The following is a 17,775-nucleotide window of genomic DNA, read 5'->3' on the forward strand; positions in this document are numbered from 1 at the left end:
GCCCCGTGCCGCGGGCGGCTCGTGCTGCCAGCCCACGCCGGTGAGCACGGCGCGGACGTGCTCGGGCATGGTGCCCTCCATCTGCGCGCGGGCGGCTCCGCGCAGCAGCACGATCGCCTCGCGCACCTCGGCGCGCGAGAAGAACCGCTCGCCGCCCCGCACCAGGTAGCCGATCCCTGCCTCGGCGAGCGCCTGCTCGATCACCTGCGACTGCGCGTTGGTGCGGTACAGCACCGCGATCTCGGAGGTCGGCACGCCCTCGCGCTGCAGCGCAGCGACCCGGGTGGCGACGCCACGCGCCTCGGCCTCGTCGTCGTCGTAGTCGATGAACTGCACCGGCGGTCCGGCCGCCCGCCCGGCCACCAGCTCCACGGCCGCCGAGGACCGTGCGCGGCCGGCCCGCGCGAGCACGTCGTTCGCGAGCCGCACCACCTGCGGGGTGCTGCGGTAGTCGCGAACCAGCCGCACCACCCCGGCCTTCGGGTACCGGCGCCGGAAGTCCGTGAGGTAGCGCGGGCTCGCGCCGGTGAAGGAGTAGATCGTCTGGGACACGTCACCGACCACGCAGATCTCGTCGCGCTCTCCCAGCCACAGGTCGAGCAGGCGCTGCTGCAGCGGCGAGACGTCCTGGTACTCGTCGATGACGAAGTGGCGATACTGCCCGCGCACCTGGGCGGCTACGTCTTCCCGCTCGGCGAGGATGCCGACCGTGAGCAGCAGCACGTCCTCGAAGTCGATGACGCCCCGCTCAGACTTGGCCTCCTCGTAGACCGACAGCAGCCGGGACACGGTGGTGAGGTCGTGCCCGGCAGCATCGGTGCGGCCGGCCGCGGCGGCGGCGCGCACGTAGTCGTCCGGGGTGACCATGCTGACCTTGGACCACTCCACCTCGGCCGCCAGATCACGGATCGCGAGCCGGTCCACCGACAATCCGAGCCGCCCCGCGGCCTCGCCGATGAGCGGCGCCTTGTGCTCGGCGATCCGCGGCACACCGCCGCCGACCGCCTGCGGCCAGAAGTAGGAGAGCTGCCGCAGCGCCGCCGCGTGGAAGGTTCGCGCCTGCACGGCCCCGACGCCGAGGTCCCGCAACCGCGAGCGCATCTCCCCCGCCGCCCGTGCGGTGAACGTGACCGCAAGGACGCGCCGCGGGTCGTACCGCCCGGTGGCCACGCCGTGCGCGATCCGGTAGGTGATCGCGCGGGTCTTGCCGGTGCCTGCACCCGCGAGCACGCACAGCGGCCCGGACAGCGAGCTCGCGACCTCCCGCTGGTCCGGGTCGAGGGCTTCGAGGAGCTCATCGGCAGTCGGGAGACGTCCGCCCGGGGCGGCACTGGGAGCAGGTGTCGACATCGTTCGTGATTCTCGCAGGCGCCGCCGACAACCCGTTCCAATACTTTGCCCTTGCGCATACTGTTCGGATCGTGCATAGTTTGCCGCATGGCTAACCATGTCGACACGCTCGACCGGCTCTTCGTGGCGCTGGCCGACCCGACTCGCCGCCAGGTGATCCGGCGACTCGGGCGCGGTCCCGCGAGCGTGACCGAACTGTCACGACCGTTCCCCATCACGCTGCCCTCGTTCATGAAGCATGTGGGCGTGCTCGAGCGCACCGGGCTGATCAGCACCACGAAGTCGGGTCGGGTACGCACCTGCGAGCTCAACCGCGACCGGCTCGACCTGGTCGACGGCTGGCTCGCCGAGCAGCGCGAGATCTGGGAAACGCGCACCGATCGCCTCGAATCGCTCGTCACACAGGAGGAAAGACCATGAGCCCAGCCCTCGACCCCGCGCTCGACCTGCGCATCGACCGCCTCATCCACGCCGCGCCGAGCAGCATCTGGCGCGCCTGGACTGATCCCGATCTGCTTGCTCGATGGTGGGTCCCCGCACCGGCGATCGCGCGAGTCGATGTACTCGACGTGCGCCCCGGCGGTGGGTTCGTGACGCAGATGAGCGCGAGCGGTCAGGACTTCACCCCGCACACCGATGGCATCTTCGTGGTTGCGCAGGAGCATCGCCGACTCGTGTTCACGAACGCGATCACGAGCGGCTGGCGCCCGGCACGGCCCGCCCCGGTGCTGATGACCGCCGAGATCATCCTCGACGAGCACCCGGACGGCACCGCCTACCAGGCCGTCGTGCGGCACGGCGACCCGGCCGCCAAGGCCACGCACGAGGAGCTCGGGTTCTTCGATGGCTGGGGTTCGGTCACCGCGGCGCTGGCCGAGCTGGTCGAGAGCGGCGGTGCGGCATGAAGGTCGCCATCACCCAGTTCGTCTCGCTCGACGGCCGAGGGCGCCGCGCCGCGCGCCGACTACGCGGGCGTTGACGAGTTGGAGTGAGCGGTCGAGCGCGCCGCCTTGGCCGCCGCCGGAACATCCGGAGGTCACGGCTGGTTGCGCATCACATGACCACCACACCCGCTCCCGGCACGATCACGATGTACTCCACGACCTGGTGCGGCTACTGCCAGCGCCTCAAGGCTCAGCTCGGCAGCGCCGGCATCGACTACACCGAGGTCAACATCGAGGAGCACCCGGACGCGGCGGCGTTCGTCGAGTCGGTCAACGGCGGCAACCAGACCGTGCCGACCGTCCTGTTCCCCGACGGCTCCGCCGCCACCAACCCCTCGCTCAAGGAGGTCCAGGCGCGGCTGTCAGCCTGAGATCCACGGCGTGGTGGGCCAGTCGCGGCCGTACCAGTCGCTGATGAGGTAGTGCGCGATCGACGTCGGCCGCGGCAGCCGGATCGTGCCGGCCGTGATCAGGTCGGTCAGTTCGTCGCGGGCAACGAACATCGCCTCGGTGACCTCGACGCCATCGGGGTTCGGGTCGGTGGTGAGCGCGCGCCCGCGGAACCCGAGCATCAGCGAGGCCGGGAACGGCCACGGCTGCGACCCCTGGTACGTCACCTCGCCGACCTCGATCGCAGTCTCCTCGGCGACCTCGCGCCGTACCGCGGCCTCGAGCGACTCCCCCGGCTCCACGAAGCCCGCAGGCACCGAGAACTGCGTGGCGGGCCAGGCCACGCCGTGCCCGAGCAGCAGCCGGTCGTCGTCGTCGACGATCGCCATGATCACGGCCGGGTCGGTGCGCGGGTACTGCGCGGCGCCATCGGCCGTGCAGTGCCGCTCCCAGCCCGCGAGCGCGATCACGCTCGGGGCGCCGCAGCGCGGGCAGAACCGGTGGCTCGCGTGCCAGTTCGCCATCGCGATCGCCGCGGTGGCGAGACCGGCGTCGCGCGCCTCGAGCTGCCAGCCCACGTCGCGGACATTGATGCCCGACGGCGGCCCCTGGGGGTCGTCGAGCGCTCGCCCGGGATCGGGGTCGGGCAGGCCGGTGCCTAGGTCGGCGACATAGCTCCAGCCGTCCGTGTCACGGCCGAGGTAGACCCCCTCGGACCCGTCGGCCACCTGGTCGGCGAAGGCGATACCTGCCTCGTCTCCCCCGACCCGTCCGCGACGGACGCGCACGACCCGGACTCGAGCATCGGCGAGGATCGACTCGATCGGTTCGCTGCGCCGTCGGGCGTCTCGATCGAGAGTGCCTCTGCTCAGCGGCAGCGCGTCGGAGTCCACCCGGTCAACCTAGTGGTGCGGTGCGGCGCGCGTGTCACCGCCGGCACTCGACGCGACGCGACGTAAGTTGGTGGGGTGCCCGAACAACCGCGCACCCCACTCGCGCTCGCCGCTCTCGCGACCCTCGCCAAGCCTGGTCTCGACGTGGTGGCCACTCAGCCACCCCGCGAACCGGGGGCGGACTTCGACGTGGTCGGGATCGTCGACGCCGACGATCACCGCTGGATCGTCCGCTCGCCCCGCCACGCCGCGGCGGGCGCCGCCATGGAAGGTGAGGTCGCGCTGCTGGGTGAGCTCGCCGATGCGGTGGACCGGGGGCTGCTGCCCTTCGACGTGCCCCGACCCGCCGGCTTCGCGTCACTACCTGAGGGCGGCCGGGCGATGATCTACCCGGAGCTGCTCGGCCGCCCCTTGGAGATTGCCGAGCTGACGCCTGGCGCACCGCTGCTGCGTAGCCTGGCCCGGGCGATCGCGGCGCTGCACGAGCTGTCCGGCGCCGTGGTGCGCACCGCGGACCTGCCCGACTACGACGCCGACGGCTACCGCATGCGCCGGCTCGCCGAGGTGGACGACGCTGCCCGCACCGGGCACCTGCCCACGCGGCTGCTGCGCCGCTGGGAGCACGCGCTGGAAGACGTCTCGCTGTGGCGATTCGCGACCACGCCGGTGCACGGAGACCTGGCCGGCGAGCACGTGCTGGTCGATGGTGACGCGGTGGTCGGGGTGGTCGACTGGTCCGACGCCTGTGTGGCCGACCCTGCCGATGACCTCGCGTGGCTGCTCGCTCAGACGTCCCCCGAGGCGGCCGACGCCGTGATGCATCACTACGCGCACGCGCGCGAGGGCGCCATCGACGACGCGTTCGACGCCCGCGCTGGTCTCGCCGGTGAGCTGGCGGTGGCGCGGTGGCTCATGCACGGTGTGCGGATCCGCTCCGACGAGGTGATCGAGGACGCGATCGACATGCTCCGCGAGCTCGACGAGGCCGTCGCGGATGCGCCGCCGATCGGGAGGGCCGAACCCCTCGTGGAGTCGCTGCCGCCGTCGTTCCAGCCGGGCACGGGCGCCAGCCCGGAGCCTGCCGCCGCAGAACCCGATTCGGGCGCGGACCCCGACGACGCCACCGCCGAGCTGCCGATCAAGGACTGAGCGCGCCGAGCAGCTCGGTGACCTCGTTCGGGTCGGAGTCATCGGCCTCGATCGTGACGTTCGCGGCGACGTGGTGGAACGAGGCGCGCACGTTCTCGAGCGGCACACCGCGGTAGCGCGCCCACGCGAGCCGGTAGAGCACGAGCTGGAGCCGCTTGATGCGCAGGTCCTCGGGGTCGGTTGGCGGCGACCCGGTCTTCCAGTCGACCACGTGGTACCGGTCGGGTCCGTCGGAGAACACGGCGTCGATGCGGCAGCGCACGGTCATACCGGCGACCGGGGTGTCCACATCGGACTCGATCGCCACTGGCACCCGGTTCGCCCACGGTGAGGCGAGGAATGCGGTGATCAGGGCCTCGAGCTCGGGCTCGCTACCGACCTCGGCATCCTGTGCGCCCGGCAGCTCGTCGGCCTCGAGCAGCGCCTGCGCGCCGAAGTGCTGCTCGACCCAGGCGTGGAAGGCCGTGCCACGCCGAGCCGCCACGCTGGGGCGGCGTGGGATCGGCCGCCGGCGGTCGCGCAGGAACGCGTCACGGTCGGCGCCGAGCGCTACCACCGCCGACGCGGACAGGTGCACCGGCACCGCCGCACCGACGCCGAGCGCGGAGTCCCGTTCGGCGAGCAGTAGCTCGGCGTCGCGCCACCAACCTCGTGTGGTCTCGTCCTCGACCGGAGTCACCTCGGCCAGCTCGGCCAGCCGGTCCGACGACGGCGGTGCGGGCCAGCGCGCTGAGATCACCTCGTCATGGGTCGGGTTGCCCTCGTGGGCGCTCGCCTCGGGCCAGTCCTCGCCGACATCGACCGCGCCGGCCTCGATCAGCTCGGTAAGGAACAGCGAGCCGGCGGCGATCGTCTTCCCGTCACGCCAGAACGAGCCGAACAGCATCAGCTCGCGCCGGGCGCGCGTGAGCGCCACGTAGGCGAGCCGGCGTTCCTCGGCGAGCGCGCGGGCGCCCTCGCGGATCTTGAAGTCGTCGACCACGGCGCCGAGCTCCTTGGCGGTCGTCGCCTCGCTGAGGTCGAGCTCGGGCAGGTGGGCGCGGTCGCCGCGGAGCACGTACGGCAGCGTGGAGGCGCCGGTGAGCCACCCGGACCCCTTGCGGAGACCAGCCTTGGTGGGCGCCGTGGTCGGGAAGGTGCCCTCGACCAGCCCGGGGATGACCACGACGTCCCACTCGAGGCCCTTGGAGGCATGCACGGTCATGAGCTGCACCGCGGTGGGGTCGGGCTCGGCCTCGGCGACGTCGAGCCCGCGCTCTTCCTCCAGTGCGGCATCGAGCCAGGCGAGGAACGCGCCGAGGGTGCGGTCCTCGGCATCGCCGGAGAAGCGGGACGCGACCGCCGTCAGCTCGTCGAGGTTGCGGCGGGCCTCGCCGACCGGTCTGGGGCGCTGCGCCGCGACCTCGATATCGAGGCCGAGCACGTGCTCGGCGGTGATGACCAGCTCGGGCAGCGACAGGTAGCTGAGCGACCGCAGGGTGCGCAGCGCTCCCGCGAGTCGGGCCAGCCGGGAGCGGGCGGCCCCGCTCAGCTGGCGGCCCTCGCGGTCACGCCAGTCAGGAGGCGGCAGCTGGTCGATCGCCTCGACGAGGCTCGCGAGCTCGGCCGGCTCGCGCACCACCGGCGCCTCGGCCTCGGGCAGGTCGGCGTGGCTGTCCCGGGCACCGCGGCGGGTGCGCGCCTGCGCGGCGGCCCACTCCCCGAGCGCGAGCAGGTCGGCGGCACCGAGATCGACAGAGGGCCCGGTGAGCAGCCGCATCAGGGCATCGCCGCGCCCGGGGTCGTGGACCACGATCAGCGCCGACCAGATGTCGGTCACCTCGGGCGTGTGCAGCAGTCCGGCCAGGCCCACCACCTGTACCGGGATGCCGCGCGCCTGCAGCGCTGCCGAGATCGGGGCGAACTGGCTGCGCTTGCGGCACAGCACGGCCGCGCTCGGCGGCTCGCAGTCTCCTGCGCGGACCTCAGAGACGTAGTCGGCGACGGCTTCGGCCTCCTGCGGGATCGTCTCGAGGAACCGGGCTCGCACCCGGCCGTGGCCGGCACCGGGGCGGGTCTGCAGCACGGGCACGTCGCCGGCAGCCTCGGCGCGCAGTGGCGCAGCCACGATGTTGGCGGCCTCGAGCACGGCGGCGTCGTTGCGCCACGCGGTGCTCAGCGTCGCTGCGGCGGCCGGCACGCCATCGGCACGGTGGAAGGTGGCCGGGAAGTCGAAGAGCGTGCCAGCAGCGGCGCCGCGCCAGCCGTAGATCGCCTGATGCGGGTCACCCACGGCGGTGACCGGGTGTCCACCGCCGAACAGCGCCGACAGCAGCTCGACCTGCGCGATCGAGGTGTCCTGGTACTCGTCGAGGAGCACCACCCGGTAGCGGCCTCGCTCGGCACGCCCCACCTCGGGCACCTCGGTGGCGATGCGGGCGGCCAGCCGCACCTCTTCCCCGAAGTCGATCAGGCCGCGCTCGTGCTTGCGCTGCACGAACGCAGTCACCAGCTCCATCAGCTGGGCGCGAGTGAGCAGCGCCGCCGCGGCCCTCCCGGCGTCCGAGGACTTGGCCGGCTGCAGGTCGGTGATCGCCTCGGCCACCGCCTCCAGCTCCTCGCGGGCAAGCTCCGGGTCCACGCCGTGCTCGTTGAGCTCGCCCTCCAGGGCGGTGATGCCGTCGACGAGCGTGCTGGCCTTGTAGCCGGTCTCGATGTCGCCCGCCCAGCTCGTGACGATCTCGTCGGCGAGCTGGAACCGGCCGGCATCGCCGATGTGGGTGGCATCGGGCGGGTGCCCGATCCGCAGCGCGTGGTCGCGGACGATCGCGCCGGCGTAGGAGTTGTAGGTCGCGACCCGGGGGCGGTCGTCGACGTCGATCTCGGCACCTGCCGCCCGTACCTCGCGGATCCGTCGTCGCACCCGGTCGGCCAGCTCGGCCGCCGCCTTGCGGGTGAAGGTCAGCCCGAGCACCTCACCGGGCGCGACCAGACCGTTCGCGAGCAGGTACACGACTCTGGAGGCCATCGTGGCGGTCTTGCCCGACCCGGCGCCGGCCACCACCAGTATCGGCTCCAGAGGCGCCTCGATCACCGCGGTCTGCTCGGGTGTGGGCGTCGGCTGACCCGTCACCTCGGCGATGCGTGCCGCGCTCCAGCTCATTCGGCACCATCCTTCGGTACCACGCGGCCGCCCTCGGGCTGCACCGGGCAGGAGGTCCGCACCTGGCAGTACCCGCACATGGGGTTCTGCCGGGCCGGGAACTCACCGGACGTGAGCGTGCGGACCGTCTCGGCGATCAGCTCGTGCGCCCAGCCCGGATCGGCATCCGCCGGCAGCGGTGCCTGGTGGCGCAGCGTCGCGCCGCGCACCCCTGTGCCGAGATAGACGAGCGAGCCGCCCTGCGGCGTGCTCTCCTCGAACGCGCCGTGCTCGACGGCGAGCTGGTAGGCGCCGAGCTGGGCGTGCCGCGCCGTCTGCTCCACGCTCGGCGCGGAGGCACCGGTCTTGAGGTCGATGACCCGCAACCCTTCCGGGAGGTGCTCCAGTCGGTCCATCCGCCCACGCACCCGGGCGCGACCGCCGTCGACCTCGATCTCGACGTCGAAGTCCTCCTCGACGTCGACCCGCTCGGGGTGATCGGCGAGGTAACCGGCGAGCCGTCGCACCATCTCCTCCGCCCGGGCACGCTCCTGCCGGGAGACCCAGGCGTCGTCGAGGCCGATCTCGTGCCAGCGGCGGGCCAGCGCGGCCTGCAGCTCCTCGAGGCTGCCGTGCGGCAGCTCTGCAGCGATCTCGTGGATCAGGTTGCCGACGTTCTGCGCCTGCGTGCTCGGCTTGCGCCCACCCGAGGTGCTGAGCGCCCAGTGCAGCGGGCAGGAGGTGGCCTTCTCGACCGCCGACGGCGAGACGGGAACCGGGTGTGCGGCGTCGTAGGCAGGGCTGCTCGAGGTCGGTGCGAGCCGTTCCGGCCAGCGGTCCGGGTCGGCGGCGTCGACCTGGTGCGCGCGCAGGTGGGCCAGCACCTGCAGCGCCGCCGCGGCCTGCTCGTCGGGTCCGTGCAGTGCTCCCCGGAGCTCGCCGACCAGTCCGCGCAGGTCGAGCGCGGCCGTCACCGGCGTCAGTCGCGGCAGACCGACCCCGCCGCCGCCTCCGGCATCGGGCAGCAGCGACTCGTAGAAGGTCGAGGGCCGCGCGTCGGTGTCGAGCACGGCGGTCAGCAGCAGCGCCCGGCGGGCGCGCGAGCACGCGGACACGAAGGCACGCAACTCATCGGCGAGGACGTCGGCGCGCGCGGCGCGCAGGGCCTCGGCCATCTCGGCACCGCCACCACGGCGGAGCCCGCTGTCGCGCGCGGCGGTGATGTCGGCGAGCTGCTGCGCGCCGAGGAGTGTGTCGCGGATCCGCAGGTCCGGCCAGGAGTCATCCTGAACGCCCGCGACCACCACGAGGTCCCACTCACCGCCCGACGCGCTGGCGGCGGTGTGCACCGCCACCGTCGCGGAGTCCTCGCCCCGCGCGGCGAGCGTGTCGGCGGCGAAGTCCTGGGTCGCGAGGTGCGCGAGGAAGGTGCGGGGGTCCGCGCCAGTGGTGCGGTCGGTGAACTGCTCGGCTGCCTTGAACAGCGAGACCACGGCGTCGAGGTCGGCATCGGCGCGGTCGGCCGAGGCGCCGCCTGCGAGCGCGCGGTCCTGCCAAGCGCGGGCGAGGCCCGTGGCGTCCCACATCGCCCACAGCACCATCTCGGCGCTGCGGGGGTCCTCGGCGAGTGCGGCGCGACCGGCGTCGAGCACCTGGGCGACCGCGGTGACGGCCCGGTGCAGCCGGGGCGGCAGGCCCGCGTGGGCGCCCTCGTCTCGGTCGCGCGCCAGCAGCCTCGGCAGCAGCTCGTCAGAGGGGGTGCCGGCGCCCTCGCGCTGGCGCAGAGTGCGGCGCAGCGCACGCATCGAGACGGCGTCGAGGCCGCCGATCGGGGACAGCAGCAGCGCGGCGGCTGCCTCGGTGGTGACGGCATCGTCCACGACGCAGCGCAGCGCATCCAGCAGCGGCCGTACCGCGGCCTCCTCGCGCAGCGGCCGGTCGGGGATGGCCGCGGCGAGGGGGATGCCGGCGGTGCGCAGACCACGGCGGATCTCCCCCACCCGCGCCCCGGTGCGCACGATCACCGCCATCTGCGACCACGGCACGCTGTGCCGCAGGTGCGCGATCCGCAGCTGTTGGGCGATCGCCTGGACCTCCTGCGCGGCAGTGGGGAGCAGCAGGTGGCGCACCGGCGGCACCGGCAGGTCCTCGGGGTCGCCACCCGCGACTGCGGTGCGACGGCGGTCCTCACCCAGCGCCGGCAATGTGGCGGTGAGAGTGCGGATCGCCTCGCGCAGTCCCGGCCCGTGCCGGTAGCTGGTGCCGAGCACGTGCACGGAGGCGCCGAGACCGCCGTCGAGCGAGCCGACCGCGCGGGTGGCGGCGTCCAGGAGGCCGGGCTGGCCTCCTCGGAATGCCTGGACCCCCCGATCGGGGTCACCGAGCACCGTGACCCGGGCGCCGTCGTCGGCCACCGCGGTGAGCAGCCGCGCGGTGGCGAGCGTGGCGTCCTGGTAGTCGTCGTGCATCACGAGCGACCAACGGGGTCTGGTGTCCTCGGACACCTCGCTCCCCCAGGTGCGCAGCGCGACCACGGCCTGGTCCACGATGGTCGCGGCGTCATAGCGGGCGCCACGATCGGGCGTGAGCTCGCCGAGGGCCATGACATCGCCGTACTCGGCGAGCAGCCTGCCGGCGGCGCACCACTCGGGCCGGTCGTGGCGACGGCCGAGATCGACCAGCCCCTCGCCGTCGAGCCCCGCCTCGGCGGCTCGCATCAGCAGGTCACGCAGCTCGTCACGGAAAGCAGGCAGCCGCAGCGTCTCCGGCCCGATCCGCTCCGGCCAGGTGATCGGGGTGCCCTCGCCGGAGGCGTGGCCGGCGATGAGGTCGGCCAGCACGGTGTCCTGCTCGGGACCGGACACGAGCGTGGGTGGCGGCTCGCCGCGGTGGCTCGCGCGCAGCCGCAGGATCGCGTACGCGAGCGAGGCCGGTGTGCGGACCAGCACCTGGCCGGTGGTGCGACCGAGCCGCCGCGCCAACCGATCCCGCAGCTCGCCGGCGCGCTGCCGCGTGGGCACGAGCAGCAACGCCGACTCCGGCGGCTGCGCCTCGCTCCACGCGACGAAGGTCTCGAGCGCCGCGCTGGTCAGACCTGTGCCTGGTGCGCCGAGCACCACGTGGTTGCCGCCCGCGAGGATGGCATCACGAGCACCGCGCTGATCGGCATCGAGCGCGATCGCCCGGTCGCTCACCACGGCTGTCTCGGTCACATCTGCATCAGACCACAGAGCTCCGACATCGGGCCGCGATCAGGTCAGCAGCGGCGCGGCTGCGGGAACGCTGCTGCTGCCCCAGTACCCATCGGGAGCGAACAGCTCGGCGACGCACTCCTCGAGGAGACCGGCCTCCAGCAGCAGATCCAGCACCGTGTAGCGGCTGCGGATCATCTGCGCTCGCGCATACGTGGATCGCAGCTGCGCCAGCGTCAGGGCGATCTGCTCGGGGTGGGTGACCGCGCCCACGGTCTCGAGGGTGGCCCGGACCTCGCTCGCCGGGACCAACTGGTCGCGCAACTGGCGCGAGAGCGCCGGCCAGACCTCGCGAAGACGCTCGAGCCGACTGCGCAACCGCGCCGGCGACACGAACTTCGCGTGGCTCTGCTCCAGCGCCGCGGCAGTGATGTCCGAAGGCAGGTCCGCGGCCCGGATGCGGCGCTCGACCTCCGCCCAGGCGGGCCAGTCGCGCACGGCGGCATCGACGTCGAGGGTGGCCAGGTCACGCCGCAGCACGACCTCGTACAACGCGCACAGCGCGATGGTGCCCAAGCCGACCTTCTTACCGTGCGACAGCGGCGGTTCCCACGCCCGGCCGAGGCCCTCCATCTCCCAGAGGTGCGAGAACTGGTGCCCGGCACCCGACGCGGGCCGAGAGGACCGGTGGGCCTGCATCGCGAGGCCGGACATCAGCAGCCCGTCGGCCAGCGAGGCGATCGCGGATTCGTCCCCCACAGCAATCCGATCCGGATCCGCCAACGAGGCGCGCAGCGGCGCCTGCACGAGGTCCCAGACCGACCGCTCGATCGGCTCGATCTCCAACGCGTCGGCGATCAGCCAGTCCGCACCGGCCGGGATCTTCTCGATCAGGTCACCCACACCGGTGGCGGTGAGTCGCCTCGGAGCCTGCGCCATGACGCGGTGGTCCGCGATGACGGCCGTGGGAGCCGGGCAGTATTGCGTGATCTTGAAGCCCGCCTTGGTGATCGACGCACCGTAGGCGGCGTAGCCGTCCATCGAGGCGGCGGTCGCGACGACCAGGTAGGGCCGCCCGAGCTCGCCCGACGCCAGCTTCACCAGGTCGTTCAGCGTGCCCGATCCGATCACCACGGCACAGCCGCCGCCACGTCGGGACAGGTGGTCACGCACCATCTCGACGTTCTCGTAGGAGGCGTACACACTCGGCGATCCGGGCAGAACCAGCGGCTCGGACACGGGCACGCCTGCCTCGCGCAGCGAGGCCACCACCTCCTCGCCGGCAACCGCCCAGGTGTTCTCGTCGGCCACGAGGTGCGCCTCGAGCGCACCGAACACATCCAGGAACACCGCACCCGTGCGGTCGAGCACACCCAACCCGGCCACGATCGCGCGGGTGTCGCTCGCCCCGGCGAGCGCGTCCGTGAACTCGTTGCTCGTCGTCACGGGTGCGGCCACCCGTTCGGCGCGCACCCGTCGAGGCTGATGCTCTGCTGCACCATCACCGGCGCCGGCTCCCCAGGCACCGGGCACTGCTCGTGCGGGTGCCCGAGCAGGTGGCCCACCTCGTGATTGACCAGGTACTGCCGATAGTCGGTGAGGTCGCCTCCGCCGTCGCTCCAGGCATCGGCACCGAACACCCAGCGGTCGGCGTTGAGGGCGGCATGTCCGTACCGGCCGCACGACCACCTGCCGTTCGTCGCCAGGGGTGCGCACATCTCGTCCACCGTGGCGGCTGTCGCGAGCACCACGCGGATGTCGGGATCCTCGGCGTCGGTACGCGCAAAGCGAACAGAGCCATCAGCGCCCCAGCCACGCGGGTCGTTGAGCGTCTCGATCACGAACGCGGCGAAGGCGGCGTCATGGGTGTCGAGCCCCACCTCCACCTCGACGCGCACCGTCATCACCTCGGCAGACCCCGACGGCGGCTCCGTCTCGCCGGGTACGACCCGCAGCTCACCGGTGCTGCTCGCCGGAACCCGCTGCGAACGCACTCCTGCCAACAGATCCGCCTCTTGCTCGACCGTCAACGACACCGTCGGCGTGGGCACCTCGGGCAAGGCTGTCGACAAGGTGACGGACTCGCTCGTGGTGACCTCCGCCGTCGTGCGTCCCGATGGGGCGGCCGTGCCGCCGAACACCACAGGTCCGAGCACGATCCCGACGAGAACAGCGACCAGGAACGCCGCCGAGACGGCGATCACGCGTCGAGACATGTGTCCATCGTGTCAGCAGCGCGTGCCTACGATGGAGTCGGGTCGATGACCGGCCCACCGACGGAGAGGAAACAAGGGTGGAGATCACCATCGGCGTCCGCGACATCGCGCGCGAGATCACGCTCGAGGTCGAAGGCGAGGCCGACGACATCGTGGCGAACGTCACCGACGTCCTCGCCAAGTCCGCCAAGGGTGACGCCGCCGCAGTGCTCGACCTCACCGACGAGAAGGGCAACCGCACGATCGTGCCGGCCGCCGCGCTCGGGTACGTGCAGATCGGCGCCAACGAGCCTCGGCGCGTGGGGTTCGGCACACTCTGACCCGTTCCGGTACCCGCTGGCCGTAGACTGAGCGGGACCAGGCTGCCCGGTCGCCCTGTTCGGAAACGGCATGCCTATGACGGTCGAGCCCCGCTCGACCACGACCTTTCGCGATCGGCTGCCACCACGAGGTGACTGCCAATTGCGCCGATGCGCAGCGCGTCACCGCGACCGAAGGCACCGATGACCGACTCCCTCGACGCGATCGTCGCAGAGACCACCGAGGTGGAACTGCCCGACCCGCACGCCGAAGTTCCCGCCACTTTCGCCGACTTCGGCGTGTCCGAGCCCATCGTCCGGGCACTCACCGACGTGGGCATCACCCACCCGTTCCCGATCCAGGCGCTCACCCTCCCGGTGGCACTCGGTGGCCACGACATCATCGGCCAGGCCAAGACGGGCACCGGCAAGACTCTCGGTTTCGGCATCCCGCTGCTGCAGCAGGTTGTTGGCCCCGGCGAGGACGGCTGGGACGTGCTGCCCGATGCCGGCAAGCCGCAGGCCCTGGTGGTCGTGCCGACCCGGGAACTCGCCGTGCAGGTGGCCGGCGACCTCACCACCGCCGCGCGGCACCGCAGCGTCCGCGTGATGCAGGTCTACGGCGGCCGCGCGTACGAGCCGCAGATCGAGGCGCTGCAGCGCGGCGTCGAGGTGGTGGTCGGCACCCCCGGCCGCATGATCGACCTGCTCAAGCAGCGCCACCTCGACCTGTCAAAGGTGAAGGTGCTCGTGCTCGACGAGGCCGACGAGATGCTCGACCTCGGCTTCCTGCCGGACGTCGAGACGCTGCTCGCCTCCACCCCCGCCAACCGGCACACGATGCTGTTCTCGGCGACCATGCCCGGCCCGGTCATCGCGATGGCCCGCCGCTACATGAGCCGCCCCACGCACATCCGCGCGCAGGACCCGACCGACCAGGGCTCGACCGTCAAGGCCGTGACCCAGTTCGTCTACCGCGCGCACGCGCTCGACAAGGTCGAGATGCTCGCTCGCATCCTGCAGGCGAAGGATCGCGGCCTCACGATCGTGTTCACGCGCACCAAGCGCACCGCCGCGAAGGTCGCCGACGAGCTGACCGAGCGTGGCTTCGCCGCCGCCTCGATCCACGGCGACCTCGGCCAGGGCGCCCGCGAGCAGGCGTTGCGCGCGTTCCGCAACGGCAAGGTCGATGTGCTGGTCGCCACCGACGTGGCCGCCCGCGGCATCGACGTCGACGACGTCACCCACGTCATCAACTACCAGTGCCCGGAGGACGAGAAGACCTACCTGCACCGCATCGGCCGCACCGCCCGCGCGGGCAACACCGGCACCGCGGTCACGTTCGTCGACTGGGATGACGTGCACCGCTGGAACCTCATCGACAACATCCTCGAGCTCGGCAAGCCCGAACCCGTGGAGACCTACTCCTCCTCGCCGCACCTGTACACCGACCTCGGCATCGCCGAGGGGACCAAGGGACGGCTGCCGCGCAGCGAGCGCACCCGGTCCGGACTGGGCGCCGAGACGCTCGAGGACCTCGGGGAGACCGGCAAGGGTGCGGGCCGTGGCGCCGGCGCCCGCGATCGCGGCTCACGTGACGGCCAGGGCGGCGGCCGCAACCGGCGCCGTGGCGGTCGCTCCGGCCAGAGCGAGAACCGCTCGGAGTCGCGCCCGGCCGACCAGGCGGCTGGTGGTGAGGGACGCGCCGAGGGCGCGCCCCGCCGTCGTCGGCGTCGTCGCACCCGGGGCGGCAAGCCGGCAGGCCAGCCGCAGGCGCAACAGGACTGAGCCTCGTATGAGTCAGGGCCCGACGGCGCAGCGCGCCCAGGTCCTGCTCGATCTCCTTGAGCTCGTGGTCGCCGTGCGTCCGCGGGAGCGGGCGGTCGTGGGGATCGACGGGCCCGACGGCGTGGGCAAGTCGACCCTGGCCGCGGAGCTGTTGGCGGTGGCGCCGGCGGTCTCCGGGCGCGAGGTGGTCGGCGTGGGCATCGACTCCTTCCACCGCCCGCGGGCCGAGCGCTACGCGCACGGCCGGGACGCGGAGTCGTACTACCGACACGCGTTCGACTACGACGCGCTGCGACGCTGCGTGCTGGACCCGTTCCGTGCGGGCCGCGAGATCGTGCCCGCCGTGCACGATGTCGCCACCGACGAGGCTGTGTTCCCCGACCCGATCGAGGTGGGCGAGGATGCGTTGCTGCTGCTCGACGGGGTGTTCCTGCAGCGCCAGGAGCTGCAGCCGCAGCTCGATGCGGTGCTGCTGGTCACCGCCGACCTGGAGGTCACCGTGCCGCGCGGCAATGCACGCTTCGCTCGGCCCGCCGAGGAGGACGATCCGGACCATCCGGCGAACGCCCGGTACGTCGGCGCTCAACGGATGTACGCGCACGAGCTGCGCCGGCAGGGCACCTTCCCCACCTGGATCCTCGACAACACCGACCTCGACCGGCCGCGACTGCTGCAGCCCGATGTCGAGGCCGGATGGCGGAGCCGTGGCTTCAGCGCCGACGGTCCGCACGTCGACTGGCCCGCAGAGTCCTGAACGCTACGGCCGCAACACCGGCAGCCTGCCCTGCGCCTCGATCTGGTCGAGCACCTCGGGGGCGGTGGTGCACTCCCCCAACCGATTCGGCTTGCCGGTGCCGTGGTAGTCGCTCGAGCCGGTGACGAGCAGGCCGAGCTCGGCGGCGAGGTCGCGCAGCACGTCGCGGTCCTGCTCGGTGTGGTCGGGGTGGTCGACCTCCAGGCCGGCGAGTCCTGCCGCGGCGAGGCCGCGGATCGTCTCGAGCGAGACGGTCCGCCCGCGGGTGGAGGCCCGAGCGTGGGCCATCACCGGGACCCCGCCCGCGGCCCGCACTGCCGCGACGGCCTCGACCGTGGACGGCGCCCAGTACCTCACGTAGTACGGCCCGTACGAGCGCAGGATCGTCCCGAACGCCGCGGCCCGGTCGGGGACGTGGCCCCGCGCAACCAGTGCGTCGGCGATGTGCGGGCGGCCGATCGTGGCGCCGTCGGTCGCCTGGGCCACCACGTCCTCCCAGGTGAGGTCGAGATCCTGCCCGATCAACTCGACCATGGTGCGTGCGCGCGAGGCGCGAGAGTCCCGCGCCCGCTCGAACATCGCGGTCAACGCCGGGTCCGCCGGGTCGTGCAGGTAGCTGAGCAGGTGCACGCTGATGCCACCCGCCTCGGTGGAGATCTCGGTTCCGCGCACGAGCGCGACCCCGGTCTCGGCCACCGCCGACGCAGCGGCGTCCCAGCCCGCCGTGGTGTCGTGGTCGGTCAGGGCAACCACATCGACGGCGGAGCGCGCCGCGCGCATCACCTCATCTGGCGCGTCGGTCCCGTCCGAGACGTTCGAGTGGACGTGGAGGTCGATGCGCATCGCTGCAGTGTGGCAGGCATCAAGCGGCGCGCGACGACGGGACGATGTCGACGAGCGGGCCGCGCGGGGTCGACCACAGGGTCCACGGTTCGCCGCCGGGTGGGGGTGGCGGGGCCGAGCTGTAGGTGTGGCCGGTGGGCGTCGTCGTCACGACCAGGTGCGGGTTCTCGGATGATGGGCTCGGTCTGACCCGCCAACCGTGCGCTTCCTTGGCGTAGTTGCAGGCTTCGCACGTGCCTGCACCGTTGCTGAGCGTGGTTTGGCCGTCGTCGGCAGCCGGCAGGACGTGGTCGCTGTGGCGGATCGGAGCATGGCACCAGGGCGTGCGGCACTCCTGATCGCGGAATCGGATCAGGCGCTGCAGCCCGGGCGGGAAGCGACGGCGAGTGGAGTCGATCGCCGCCAGCTCGCTGCCACTCGGTGTGGTGTAGAGGCGCCGCAGCCAGATCCGGTCGGCAGGCGTGAGTGCGGCGAGCTGACGGGCCAGGTCTGCGTCCACGGGGGTCAAGCCGCCGGCCGGTCCGCCGATGAGAATCTCTGCCTCGCTGGCCGTGCCGCTCCCGAAGAGCTGCCGCTCCGACATCACCACGTTCAGGACCACGCCGACGCCGGAGGGCGCTCCGGCCGGCTCGTGCTCCGCACGGGCGCCCTCCGCAGCCCTGGGCTGATGGGCGACCACCGCATCGCGGAGCGCGTCGGCCATCACCTGACCGCGGGTGGCCGGCGTGCCCGCCGCGCGGGCGGTGTCGGCTGCCTGGGACAGGGCCGCGTACACAGCGACCCCATCGGCGACGGGCAGCAGCGCGGTCAGGTAGGCCATGGTGTCGGGAGCGGGGC

General features: G+C 72.6%; 14 protein-coding genes and 1 pseudogene. 7 read left to right on the top strand and 8 right to left on the bottom strand.

The genetic code is table 11. The features are described from left to right. Nucleotides 1-1,350 (bottom strand): ATP-dependent helicase (locus tag ACOJSN_RS23160; RefSeq protein ID WP_420114844.1); only part of this gene is annotated, 1,350 nt, incomplete at its 3' end. Nucleotides 1,351-1,437: 87 nt separating this feature from the next. On the opposite strand from ACOJSN_RS23160, the gene ACOJSN_RS23165 reads away from it, so the two are divergent. The 3 genes from ACOJSN_RS23165 to ACOJSN_RS23175 all read left to right on the top strand — a co-directional run bounded on the left by ACOJSN_RS23165 (nt 1,438) and on the right by ACOJSN_RS23175 (nt 2,665). Continuing rightward, a complete protein-coding gene (locus ACOJSN_RS23165) occupies nt 1,438-1,770 on the top strand; it encodes an ArsR/SmtB family transcription factor (RefSeq protein ID WP_420114845.1) in 333 nt (110 codons plus the stop codon). Beyond that, the gene (locus ACOJSN_RS23170; protein WP_420114846.1) at nt 1,767-2,255 is read left to right on the top strand and encodes an SRPBCC domain-containing protein; all 489 of its coding nucleotides are present in this window, start codon (nt 1,767-1,769) and stop codon (nt 2,253-2,255) included. The genes ACOJSN_RS23165 and ACOJSN_RS23170 overlap by 4 nt, the downstream gene beginning before the upstream one ends. A 152-nt stretch (nt 2,256-2,407) precedes the next feature. Then, complete coding sequence (locus ACOJSN_RS23175; RefSeq protein WP_420114847.1) at nt 2,408-2,665, top strand: mycoredoxin; 258 nt, start codon at nt 2,408-2,410, stop codon at nt 2,663-2,665. On the opposite strand, the gene nudC is transcribed toward ACOJSN_RS23175, so the two are convergent. Beyond that, nucleotides 2,657-3,577: an NAD(+) diphosphatase gene (gene nudC / locus ACOJSN_RS23180; RefSeq protein ID WP_420114848.1), complete on the bottom strand. Its 921-nt coding sequence runs from the start codon at nt 3,575-3,577 to the stop codon at nt 2,657-2,659. The genes ACOJSN_RS23175 and nudC overlap by 9 nt on opposite strands. A 75-nt stretch (nt 3,578-3,652) precedes the next feature. Here nudC and ACOJSN_RS23185 point away from each other — a divergent pair, with 75 nt between their 5' ends. After that, complete coding sequence (locus tag ACOJSN_RS23185) at nt 3,653-4,726, top strand: phosphotransferase (protein ID WP_420114849.1); 1,074 nt, start codon at nt 3,653-3,655, stop codon at nt 4,724-4,726. On the opposite strand, the gene ACOJSN_RS23190 is transcribed toward ACOJSN_RS23185, so the two are convergent. The 4 genes from ACOJSN_RS23190 to ACOJSN_RS23205 are packed head-to-tail and all read right to left on the bottom strand — an operon-like array spanning nt 4,716 to nt 13,254. Continuing rightward, nucleotides 4,716-7,868, bottom strand: a complete 3,153-nt coding sequence (locus ACOJSN_RS23190) for a UvrD-helicase domain-containing protein (RefSeq protein WP_420114850.1) — start codon at nt 7,866-7,868, stop codon at nt 4,716-4,718. The genes ACOJSN_RS23185 and ACOJSN_RS23190 overlap by 11 nt on opposite strands. After that, entirely contained in the window at nt 7,865-11,059 is a 3,195-nt protein-coding gene (locus ACOJSN_RS23195) for a PD-(D/E)XK nuclease family protein (RefSeq protein WP_420114851.1), read from the bottom strand. The genes ACOJSN_RS23190 and ACOJSN_RS23195 overlap by 4 nt, the downstream gene beginning before the upstream one ends. Before the next feature lie 39 nt (nt 11,060-11,098). Continuing rightward, nucleotides 11,099-12,511 carry a sn-glycerol-1-phosphate dehydrogenase gene (locus tag ACOJSN_RS23200; protein WP_420114852.1) on the bottom strand — a complete coding sequence of 471 codons (1,413 nt, stop codon included), beginning with the start codon at nt 12,509-12,511 and terminating at the stop codon, nt 11,099-11,101. Beyond that, nucleotides 12,481-13,254: a DUF3152 domain-containing protein gene (locus ACOJSN_RS23205; protein ID WP_420114853.1), complete on the bottom strand. Its 774-nt coding sequence runs from the start codon at nt 13,252-13,254 to the stop codon at nt 12,481-12,483. The genes ACOJSN_RS23200 and ACOJSN_RS23205 overlap by 31 nt, the downstream gene beginning before the upstream one ends. Before the next feature lie 77 nt (nt 13,255-13,331). Here ACOJSN_RS23205 and ACOJSN_RS23210 point away from each other — a divergent pair, with 77 nt between their 5' ends. The 3 genes from ACOJSN_RS23210 to ACOJSN_RS23220 all read left to right on the top strand — a co-directional run bounded on the left by ACOJSN_RS23210 (nt 13,332) and on the right by ACOJSN_RS23220 (nt 16,095). Then, on the top strand, nt 13,332-13,574 hold the full coding sequence (locus ACOJSN_RS23210) for a DUF3107 domain-containing protein (RefSeq protein ID WP_420114854.1): 243 nt from the start codon (nt 13,332-13,334) through the stop codon (nt 13,572-13,574). Between the two features lie 183 nt (nt 13,575-13,757). Further along, complete coding sequence (locus tag ACOJSN_RS23215) at nt 13,758-15,341, top strand: DEAD/DEAH box helicase (protein WP_420114855.1); 1,584 nt, start codon at nt 13,758-13,760, stop codon at nt 15,339-15,341. 7 nt (nt 15,342-15,348) lie between these two features. Then, a complete protein-coding gene (locus ACOJSN_RS23220) occupies nt 15,349-16,095 on the top strand; it encodes a uridine kinase (RefSeq protein ID WP_420114856.1) in 747 nt (248 codons plus the stop codon). A 3-nt stretch (nt 16,096-16,098) separates the two neighbouring features. Here ACOJSN_RS23220 and ACOJSN_RS23225 read toward each other — a convergent pair whose 3' ends face one another. Both ACOJSN_RS23225 and ACOJSN_RS23230 read right to left on the bottom strand, forming a co-directional pair. Further along, entirely contained in the window at nt 16,099-16,938 is an 840-nt protein-coding gene (locus ACOJSN_RS23225; RefSeq protein WP_420114857.1) for a PHP domain-containing protein, read from the bottom strand. A 19-nt stretch (nt 16,939-16,957) separates the two neighbouring features. Continuing rightward, nucleotides 16,958-17,775: pseudogene (locus ACOJSN_RS23230) on the bottom strand (HNH endonuclease); the annotation flags it as partial.

Origin of the sequence: Pseudactinotalea sp., from assembly GCF_048594945.1 — a bacterium.
Taxonomy (GTDB): Bacteria; Actinomycetota; Actinomycetes; order Actinomycetales; family Beutenbergiaceae; genus Pseudactinotalea.

Coding starts and splice junctions, on each gene's coding strand:
- ACOJSN_RS23165 (WP_420114845.1), top strand. CDS start 1,438: ATGGCTAACCATGTCGACACGCTCGACCGGCTCTTCGTGGCGCTGGCC.
- ACOJSN_RS23170 (WP_420114846.1), top strand. CDS start 1,767: ATGAGCCCAGCCCTCGACCCCGCGCTCGACCTGCGCATCGACCGCCTC.
- ACOJSN_RS23175 (WP_420114847.1), top strand. CDS start 2,408: ATGACCACCACACCCGCTCCCGGCACGATCACGATGTACTCCACGACC.
- ACOJSN_RS23190 (WP_420114850.1), bottom strand. CDS start 7,868: ATGAGCTGGAGCGCGGCACGCATCGCCGAGGTGACGGGTCAGCCGACG.
- ACOJSN_RS23205 (WP_420114853.1), bottom strand. CDS start 13,254: ATGTCTCGACGCGTGATCGCCGTCTCGGCGGCGTTCCTGGTCGCTGTT.
- ACOJSN_RS23215 (WP_420114855.1), top strand. CDS start 13,758: ATGACCGACTCCCTCGACGCGATCGTCGCAGAGACCACCGAGGTGGAA.
- ACOJSN_RS23220 (WP_420114856.1), top strand. CDS start 15,349: ATGAGTCAGGGCCCGACGGCGCAGCGCGCCCAGGTCCTGCTCGATCTC.
- ACOJSN_RS23225 (WP_420114857.1), bottom strand. CDS start 16,938: ATGCGCATCGACCTCCACGTCCACTCGAACGTCTCGGACGGGACCGAC.